Source organism: Bacillus sp. JJ722 (assembly GCF_036963345.1).
Taxonomy (GTDB): Bacteria; Bacillota; Bacilli; order Bacillales; family DSM-1321; genus Bacillus_AD.
Map to the genome: position 1 here is coordinate 4120 of NZ_JBALMO010000213.1, position 8975 is coordinate 13094.

An 8975-nucleotide genomic window follows, 5' to 3' on the forward strand; every position below is an offset into this window, starting at 1 on the left:
ATACGGAGCAAAACGGGGCGCTTCCGCTTTTCTAAATACAAAAAAATTTCCATAACAAATGGTTGTCATGGATCAGAAATGGGGAATTATTAGGTAAATTTTAATGGCTAAATAACCATCATAAGGGGGTTAAACATCTGATTCATCCATATTAAAACCTGGTTTATTTCACCAAGTTCCACCACTAATCATATTTAAGTTTAGGGAGTTGTTTCACTTTAAACATATTAGCTTTATGGATAATTTAATTATATTCCATCTGTAACAAAAAATACATAAATTTTTAACAGAAAATTCAAAATATTTATAATTTTATACAAAGATCCAATAGATACGTTTTTTGTTGGATGTTAAGACAAAAAACGTTTTTTTAAATCTGGTGTAGGAAGCATGCAAGAGGATGATTTTCCCCACCATCGATAGCGGTTTTTTGCGATAATTCTATAAAAAAAGTTGCGTAAAGGCGTAGGGATTAGTTTTGCTGCATATAGCCATTTCCAAAGTCCATTTAAATGTTTACAGACGTGTATAGGTGCATCTGATTCAGTGTAGGCAACCCCTTGTTCAATAACGACAACGCTATTTAGTGTCTTTGGCAAATGATGTTGTTGTAGTAAAGTTTGACCAATTTCACTTTGTAATGAAGCAAATTGAAAATACTGCTTATGATCTCGCTTTAAAATAAATTGTACGCTGTTATTACATAAATTGCACTCACCATCGAAAAGAACAATGCTGTGAATGTCATTCATACTAAATCACCTTCATTTTCATCATTGAAAATTATGCGTAAATGTTTTTGAAGCCATTATAACATAATTTATTTAGTACTTACTTATACTCTAACTTGTATATATTTAAACATTGACGTTATGTTGTGATGAATACAGAAATGCGGGGATAATATATGAAAAAGAAAAGAACTATCTTACAATGATAGTTCTTTTTAATAGTAAGAAGTAGCTTTCATTACACTTTCTTTAGGCTTCCTAGCTCTGAAGCAATGGCTTCCATCTCACTTATGCTAAATGTTTTTTTGCTCATAACCATTGTATATAAATCATTTAACTCTTCGTACATGTCATGGTTGAAGTGTGAAGAGTTAATGGCTCCTACATTCATCATACGAAGTTTTTCTTTTATTTTTTCAACCATATATTCTACATTTTCAGGTGTGTTCTTTGTTAAATCCATTTCTTAACTTCCTTTCCCCTAGTGTTCTATCTTAAAAAAGTATAACCTGAATGAGGGCGAACTTAAAGAATTACCAAAAGAAACTTAAAAAAATAGAAAATATAGTTATAAATATACTATTATGTAAGGTAGATAAAGTGAAACTTTAATCGGTGGTGGTTTTCGTCCATCTCCCACCGATTATTAGTTGAACGGGATAAAAAATGTAGGGAAGTGGATATTTTGGTAAACGTATTATTCGTATGCTTAGGCAATATTTGTCGTTCTCCAATGGCGGAAGCGATGTTTCGTGATTTAGTAAAACGGGAAGGGTTAGATGACCGTATTACAATAGATTCTGCAGGTACAGGGGATTGGCATATTGGTCACCAACCTCATCAAGGTACACGTGATTTATTGGATCGTAAAGAAATTAGCTATGAAGGTATGAAGGCCCGTCAAATGGTTACTGAAGATTATGATACATATCAATATATTATTGCGATGGATACAAGCAATATTGAAAATATGAAGCAGTGGCAAGAAGGAAATACTGAAGCATATGTAGGAAGGCTGTTAGATCTTGTCCCAGATGTTCAGAATAAAGATGTTCCTGACCCATATTTCACGGGTAACTTTGATGAAGTATATGATTTGGTTAACAAAGGATGTCAAGCATTGCTACAGAAAATAAAAACAGAACAAGGGTTATAAAATAGAAAGGGAGGAGAACATTTTGAGTACATGTCATAACAAATGCTCGAATAAAAATAAATTATTACAAGGTATATTATTAGGAGCATTAGCTGGTGCAGCAATTAGTCTGCTAGATCGTCACACGAGGGAGACAACAATTGAATGTGCTAAGAAAGGCTTACGAGAAACACGTGAAATCATTCAAAATCCAGATCGTGTAATCGGACAAGTAAAAGAGACATCGAATAAAATTCGTTCTACAATCGAAAGCATTACGGAAGATGTGGCAGTGATTACCAATCAAGTGGAAGCGATAAAGGATATTACACCACAATTAGCTTCTGTTGTTAAAGAAACGAAAGAAGCCTTTACTGAAGATCGTAGGGAAGAGGAAGTACATGTTTAAGCTATAATTGATAAATGTGTGGGGTGATACCATGATTAAGAAAAGCGCAGTGACTACAACAAGATTTTTAGCTAAGATAATTATAAGAATGCAGGACCATGATGTATCTGGTATGGCTGCTCAACTTGCGTTTTTCTTTTTATTATCAATTTTTCCATTGTTGCTCTTTCTGGTAACGCTTCTACCGTACTTACCCATTACAGCTCAAGATATTCTAGCCTTTCTAAGTACTTACGTTCCTGAAAGTTCCATGCAGATTATTGAAAGCCAAGTTATTAACATTATGCAAGGTAGCGGTAAATTACTATCTTTTGGGGTTATCGCGACACTATGGTCAGCTTCAAATGGTATGAATGCTATTCATAAAGCCCTTAACAGAGCTTATAATGTTGAAGATAATCGTACCTATTTATTTACAAGAACCATTTCGATTATATTAACAATCGCTATGGTGTTTGTTTTTATTATTGGATTAATTTTACCTGTATTCGGTAAGCAAATAGGCATGTTTATATTTTCTCACCTTGATCTTAACCATAATTTTCAAGTAGTATGGAATGTCCTTCGTTGGGTAATGAGTATACTCATTTTATTTTGTGTATTTAGCATATTATATTGGTTGGTTCCATTTAATAGAAATCTGCGACGCAAGGTTGCGCCAGGCGCATTATTTACGACCGTTGGATGGTCAGTTGTTTCTTGGGGATTTTCCTACTATGTAAATAACTTTTCCAGTTATACGGCTACATATGGAAGCATCGGAGGTATTATCGCTTTAATGCTTTGGTTCTACTTATCAGCTCACATTATCATTATTGGTGGCGAATTGAACGCAATGGTTAGTGAGCGTAAGACATCCCAGTAATTCTCTTTCATATTAAGGTCGATTATAAGCCATGATAAGTTTGAACGGTTACATCGTTCACTACGCAATTAGAAGGGATGAATATACTATGGCAAAGCACACAAAAAAAGATGGCGGTACTAAGCAAAAGGGTAAAAATAAGCCAAAACATAAAACATCAAGTTCTGCAAACGGTCAGAACGGATATCATTAAACAAGAAAAGGGCTAAAGCTGAGAGCTTTAGCCCTTTTCTATCTTAACTACGCAATAAGCGCAAGTCGTTTAATATAACAAGAATCGTACTGCCTTCATGTCCTATTACGCCTAAAGGAAGGTCCAGAAATTGTAAGAAGTTTGATGCAATAAGGAACATAAACAAATATGACTTACTATTTAAAGTGCAAAATCATGTGCATGCTTCTTCTTTGGTCTGAAACTTAGTAAAGCAAAGAATATATTTAATAAAACGAAGCTTAGTAGATAGAAGAAAGATCCTCCAGCAAAATGCTCAATAACTAGTCCACCTAAAAAAGGTCCAATCATGCTACCGAAGCTGAAGAACATTCCACAAAGTAAATTTCCAGCAGGTAGCAGATCTTTCGGTAACAGATCGGCCATATAGCTAATACCAAGTGAAAATAGTGAGCCTACAATCATGCCAGCGAATGTGAAGCAAAGTAATAAGCCGATTACTGAATCTTGAATGATAGCAGCAGCAGTGAAAGTTACGCAACCTATTAAAACAATAATTTTAAGAACTTTTCGACGACCGTATGTATCACTAATCATGCCTAATGGGATTTGGAAAATGATACTTCCAATAGAAAAGGCGGGTAAAATTAATGATACAGCATCAATATTTATTCCGTTTCGTAGTGCATAGACAGGAAAATTACCGTTTAACGAAGCTTCTAAAAAGCCGAATCCCAGTGGTGGAAGCAACGCAACCCAAGCATATCGTAATACATTTTTAAATCGTGAAAATGTACTGAAGATGGATTCTGTTTGTGTACTTTGCGCAGGATATTCATTTTTAAGTAATAATACAGTTAACCATGCTAAAACAGTGACCGCAGATGAAATGATAAATGGAAGTGCTTCATTTATTTGTACTAATCGTGCCATTATAGGTCCGAAAGCAAATCCAAGGCTGAAAAACAAACCATAAATCGAGATGTTTCTTCCGCGTTTATGTACTGGTGAAGAATCGGTAATCCATGTTTGCGTTGTAAAATGAAGCATATGATCCCCAATACCAATAATAAGTCTTAAAATAAACCAAAACCAGAATGATTTCCACATAGGAAAGAAAGCAAAAGCGATTGCTACTGCTCCAACACCTACTATAATCAATGGCTTATATCCAAAGCGTCGTAAAGGTGCTTCCATAAAAGGTGCTGCGAATAAAACACCAATGTATAAGCCTGTTGCATGAAGCCCATTTAATGAAGAACTTACTCCATCACTTTCGAAAATAATAGCGATTAGAGGCATCAATATGCCCTGTGAAAAACCAGAAATTCCAACGATACTAACAAGTATCCAAAAGCGTAAGGTATCTTTGTTCATGATTGTATGTTTCCTTTGTCGTATTTTTGTCCTATATCTATCGTACTTACAATGTCCATTTTGTGCAAGAAAATGGTTGGATAGGGGTAACCTAACCAAATAAGCGCATTGGAAAGTGAGGTAAGTGTATGGGAAATAAAATATTTTTTATTCTTTTACTATTGGGATTACCGCTCTCTTTAGCGGGAAGCCTCATGCATTGGCCGAGCGTAGTGATGTTTGGTGTGTATTGTGTGACGATCATTGCGCTGGCTAGTTTTATGGGGAGGGCAACTGAGAGTTTAGCTGTTGTTATGGGGCCGCGAGTGGGTGGATTATTGAATGCGACGTTTGGTAATGCGGTAGAATTAATCATCTCTATCTTTGCATTGCAAGCGGGCTTAATTGAAGTAGTATTAGCATCATTAACTGGTTCTGTACTAGGTAACTTGTTGCTCGTAGCGGGCCTTTCTTTCTTTATCGGAGGTTTAAAGTTTAAACGTCAAAAGTTTAACGTATTCGATGCTAGGCATAATGCTGGATTATTAATATTTGCGGTGATTGTGGCATTTGTTATTCCGGAAGTTTTCTCGCAAACAATGAATGAAACGAAGACAATGTCCTTAAGTATTGGCATAGCTATTATTATGATTGTATTGTATTTGGCAGCATTATTCTTTAAGTTGGTAACACATCGTGGTGTGTATCAGCATAAAGAGGGGATAGGCTCTTTAGAGGAAGAGGAAGTGCCAGAATGGTCGAAGAAGAAAGCATTGATTATTCTCTTGTTGGCAACTGTCGCTGTTGCATACGTTTCGGAAAATCTCGTTCATACGTTCGAAACAGTTGCAGCATCATTCGGATGGTCGCAATTATTCATTGGTATTATCATCGTGGCAATTGTAGGGAATGCTGCTGAACATGCATCAGCCATTATCTTTGCATATAAAAATAAAATGGATGTTGCAGTTGAAATTGCAGTAGGGTCAACGTTGCAAATTGCGATGTTTGTCGCACCAATTCTTGTATTGATTTCTTTGTTATTTCCAACATCGATGCCACTTGTGTTCACGTGGCCAGAGTTAATTTCAATGGTAACTTCAGTCTTTCTTATGATTGTCCTCTCTAATGATGGGGAAACGAACTGGTTTGAAGGAGCCACACTACTAGCAGCCTATGTGATTATGGGTATCGGATTTTTCTTGTTATAAACAAAATAATGACTCTGCACACGTTCTAAATTTGCAGAGTCATTATTAAAATTCTTTTATTAAATTTACATGCATACTTAAATCCAACAAACTATTACCGTTACCAATCGTTTTGGCTACTTTATTTCAAACAACCTTACATGACGACTTTGTTATAATATTTGTAGGAAGGTTCACCGCTTTCTATTGTTATTTTGTGTAGAAAAAGAATGCTGCTGTTACAATCGATAGACATACCCCCTTAAAATAGTTGGTATTATCGCAATTGTTCCCTCCTTCTACTGAAGATTACCCTTATTATAACTCTTGGGACTTATAAAGTAAATAATCAAATAATTACAAAAATATTACATTTAGGTGCTTGTTGAATATAATCTTGATTGCCGACAAAAAATAACTTTACATCAAAATCTACTTCTGAGAGAAGGAGTCAGCATAATGAAGAAATGGATCATTACAATAAGCACAGCAATATTAGTATGTGCATATCCTCTAGGAGCTAATGGAATATCATTGACACAGCGAAGCAGTCAAGTTGCTGCATTAAAAATCCCTGCTCATGTCATTCATATTACGAAAGAAAATACGTATCCCAATCCAAGTCAAGATTTACCTTTTTTACAACCGAGTGAGCTTACGAAACAACTGATTTCGTCTTCCAATGTAAAGATAGAAAATCCAGAGCTAATCCGAATTTTAAATGAAACAACGATAGCGAAAGCGCCATTTGCATTAGGCTATCGCGCAACAATCTATTTAGGTCACTGGGCGTTGCATTATGAATCAGCAGAAACGTCACCAAACTGGGAGTTTCAAAAAATTAATACGAATTACCACGATAACCGTGGAGGAAATATTCCGTATCGTATGCACTATGTGCAAGAGCTACAGAAGATGATTCGTGGTGGACTAACAGCCAAAGTTCCATCATCACAAGATGTACAGAAGATGATGATTTTAAAAGCTGCAGAGAAAACCAATTTACCATTATCATTTGAAACCGTTATAGGCGGAGGTACTAAAAGCGAACGAATTTATAATATCCCTCCTAATCGTTTAGGTTACTTATATGCTTATGCAAGTGCAGTAAATGAAAAGGGTAAAGTGACATATGGTGAAGTGTATCTCATGTTAAAAGGAAACAAAAGATCACTAGTCATTAAAAACGTTACATCACAAGGAATTGGAGCTTGGATACCTGTACAAGATCACATATCATTTGGATTTATTGCGACAGATCGTCCACGGTAAGTAGAAAAGCGGAAGCACTAGTTGCTAAGTGCTGGAGCTAGACAATTAAGAAAACCCTTCACCGGTCCTTTTTAATGGAAGAGTATTATATGCAATAGAAAAAGGTGCCCTAGAAATAGGACACCTTTTTGCTATACTTCATATTAACGAATCAGACTAGAATCCGCTTTTCTTATTTTGAAGTCGACATTCGGATAATACGAATTTTTGACAAGTACATTAGGTCCTAGACATTTTACATGTGGGCAATGACAATTAAGAGTGTTTGCAAGTGAAGTGTTATTCCAATTGTCATAGGCTTGTTGTAGTGTATCTGTTTGAACATTCCCTAATGGTGGTGCATCACCAAAGTCCGTTACAATTACTTCTCCAGTGAAAATATTAATATTTAATCGTGATCGACCATCGGGATCATTACGGACCGTTACATTTTTGGCAGCATATAGTTTTTGAAGTAAGGCGATGTCTTCAGGTTTTGAACTACATGGGTAAAATGGAAGTGTACCGAATAGCATCCACACATCTTGATTACGAATGTCTAATAAATGCATTATTGCACTACGGGTTTCTTCTAATGAAACAGCTTGTAATGCTGACGCGAAATCACTTGGATACATTGGATGTACTTCATGGCGTTTACATAGCATTTCATCTACAATTTGTTTATGAATATTATCAAGATAAGGCAATGTACGATTATTAATCATAGTCTCAGCTGATACAAAGACTCCTTTTTTGGACAGTTCTCTACTATTTTCAATCATTCGATCAAACAGTTTTATTCTTTGTTGTCTTGTTGGTTTTTTGTCCATCATGGCAAAGCCATTATCAATAAATTGATCAATTGTTCCCCAATTGTGTGATATATGTAGGACGTCTAGATAAGGAATGATATCATCGTATCTTGCCAAGTCGACCGTTAAGTTAGAGTTGATTTGTGTTCGAACACCACGTTCGTGGGCATACTTTAATAAAGGAACGACGTAGTTTTGAACGCTCTTTTTAGACATCATAGGCTCTCCGCCTGTAATGCTTAATGCTTTCAAATGCTCGACTTCATCTAATCGATTTAACAGTAAATCAATCGGCAGTGCTGCTTCATCTTTATTCGTTAATGTATAGCCAACCGCACAATGCTCGCAACGCATATTGCAAAGGTTTGTTGTTGTGAATTCAATATTGGTTAACATCTGTTTTCCAAATTGTTCTATGTCATTATAAGCTTCCCAAGGGTCGTGGTTTATCGTTATCGGTTGTAATTGATTTTCTTTGTTTAAGATCATTTTCGCTTCTCCCTTAAGATTAGAGTATAGTATTTCTTAAATGCTTTCTATATGCCTTATAGGTCATATCAAGGTGCATATCATTAGAGTATATGTGGGGATTTAAGGATTAAAACAAATATTACTGTATCTTTTTTGGGAATGAAAAACAATTGATTTGAAAGTATTCATTGAATTTTTTTTGCTTTTGTAAGAGAATATAACTACTAACTGTATTATGTGTATACGTCAGAAAGGGGCAATATGCTCATGGGTAAACCGATATCAAATAAAGATGATCAAATGAATTTTCTAAAACAACGTTTAACAATGTTCTTAGAAGTTCTTGATAATATAGATCCAGAAGAGGCGGATTTGGAAGATGTAGATCGTCTAATCGAAATGCTGGATGAACTTGAAGTGAAATGCGAACAGTTTAAAATAAGATAAGAGAGTCCCTTTTGGGGCTTTTTTGTTTTTAGCAGTTCATAAGGAGCAAAGCGGCTGGGCACTTCCGCATTTCTATGTCTAGCTCCAGCGCCCAGCTCCTAGTGGATTTCGCCGACCTCCCTACGATAAGTCA

At 35.6% G+C, this 8975-nt stretch carries 10 protein-coding genes and 1 pseudogene; 6 read left to right on the forward strand and 5 right to left on the reverse strand.

Annotation, left to right across the window (positions count from 1 at the left end; genetic code table 11):
* Positions 1-350 precede the first annotated feature (350 nt).
* Both V7014_RS21190 and V7014_RS21195 read right to left on the reverse strand, forming a co-directional pair.
* Entirely contained in the window at positions 351-752 is a 402-nt protein-coding gene (locus V7014_RS21190; RefSeq protein ID WP_438824953.1) for a thiol-disulfide oxidoreductase DCC family protein, read from the reverse strand.
* A 217-nt stretch (positions 753-969) separates the two neighbouring features.
* A complete protein-coding gene (locus tag V7014_RS21195; protein WP_335510054.1) occupies positions 970-1194 on the reverse strand; it encodes a DUF1128 domain-containing protein in 225 nt (74 codons plus the stop codon).
* Positions 1195-1416: 222 nt separating this feature from the next.
* Between V7014_RS21195 and V7014_RS21200 the strand changes: the two genes are divergently transcribed.
* The 3 genes from V7014_RS21200 to V7014_RS21210 are packed head-to-tail and all read left to right on the forward strand — an operon-like array spanning position 1417 to position 3140.
* Positions 1417-1887, forward strand: coding sequence for a low molecular weight protein-tyrosine-phosphatase (locus tag V7014_RS21200; RefSeq protein ID WP_335510056.1), 471 nt, complete (start codon positions 1417-1419; stop codon positions 1885-1887).
* A gap of 22 nt (positions 1888-1909) precedes the next feature.
* Complete coding sequence (locus V7014_RS21205; protein WP_335510058.1) at positions 1910-2275, forward strand: YtxH domain-containing protein; 366 nt, start codon at positions 1910-1912, stop codon at positions 2273-2275.
* A 31-nt stretch (positions 2276-2306) separates the two neighbouring features.
* A complete protein-coding gene (locus tag V7014_RS21210) occupies positions 2307-3140 on the forward strand; it encodes a YihY/virulence factor BrkB family protein (protein ID WP_335510060.1) in 834 nt (277 codons plus the stop codon).
* A gap of 236 nt (positions 3141-3376) precedes the next feature.
* On the opposite strand, the pseudogene V7014_RS21215 reads toward V7014_RS21210, so the two are convergent.
* Both V7014_RS21215 and V7014_RS21220 read right to left on the reverse strand, forming a co-directional pair.
* Positions 3377-3487 (reverse strand): annotated as a pseudogene (locus tag V7014_RS21215) (hypothetical protein); the annotation flags it as partial.
* Between the two features lie 26 nt (positions 3488-3513).
* Positions 3514-4689, reverse strand: a complete 1176-nt coding sequence (locus V7014_RS21220; RefSeq protein WP_335510062.1) for an MFS transporter — start codon at positions 4687-4689, stop codon at positions 3514-3516.
* 128 nt (positions 4690-4817) lie between these two features.
* Here V7014_RS21220 and cax point away from each other — a divergent pair, with 128 nt between their 5' ends.
* The gene (cax, locus tag V7014_RS21225; protein ID WP_335510064.1) at positions 4818-5879 is read left to right on the forward strand and encodes a calcium/proton exchanger; all 1062 of its coding nucleotides are present in this window, start codon (positions 4818-4820) and stop codon (positions 5877-5879) included.
* Between the two features lie 438 nt (positions 5880-6317).
* Positions 6318-7130, forward strand: a complete 813-nt coding sequence (locus V7014_RS21230; RefSeq protein WP_335510066.1) for a YfkD famly protein — start codon at positions 6318-6320, stop codon at positions 7128-7130.
* A gap of 143 nt (positions 7131-7273) precedes the next feature.
* Here V7014_RS21230 and yfkAB read toward each other — a convergent pair whose 3' ends face one another.
* Positions 7274-8413 (reverse strand): radical SAM/CxCxxxxC motif protein YfkAB, encoded by a 1140-nt coding sequence (gene yfkAB / locus V7014_RS21235; protein WP_335510068.1) that lies wholly within the window; start codon positions 8411-8413, stop codon positions 7274-7276.
* A 249-nt stretch (positions 8414-8662) separates the two neighbouring features.
* Here yfkAB and V7014_RS21240 point away from each other — a divergent pair, with 249 nt between their 5' ends.
* Positions 8663-8842: an SE1561 family protein gene (locus V7014_RS21240; RefSeq protein WP_335510070.1), complete on the forward strand. Its 180-nt coding sequence runs from the start codon at positions 8663-8665 to the stop codon at positions 8840-8842.
* Positions 8843-8975 lie beyond the last annotated feature (133 nt).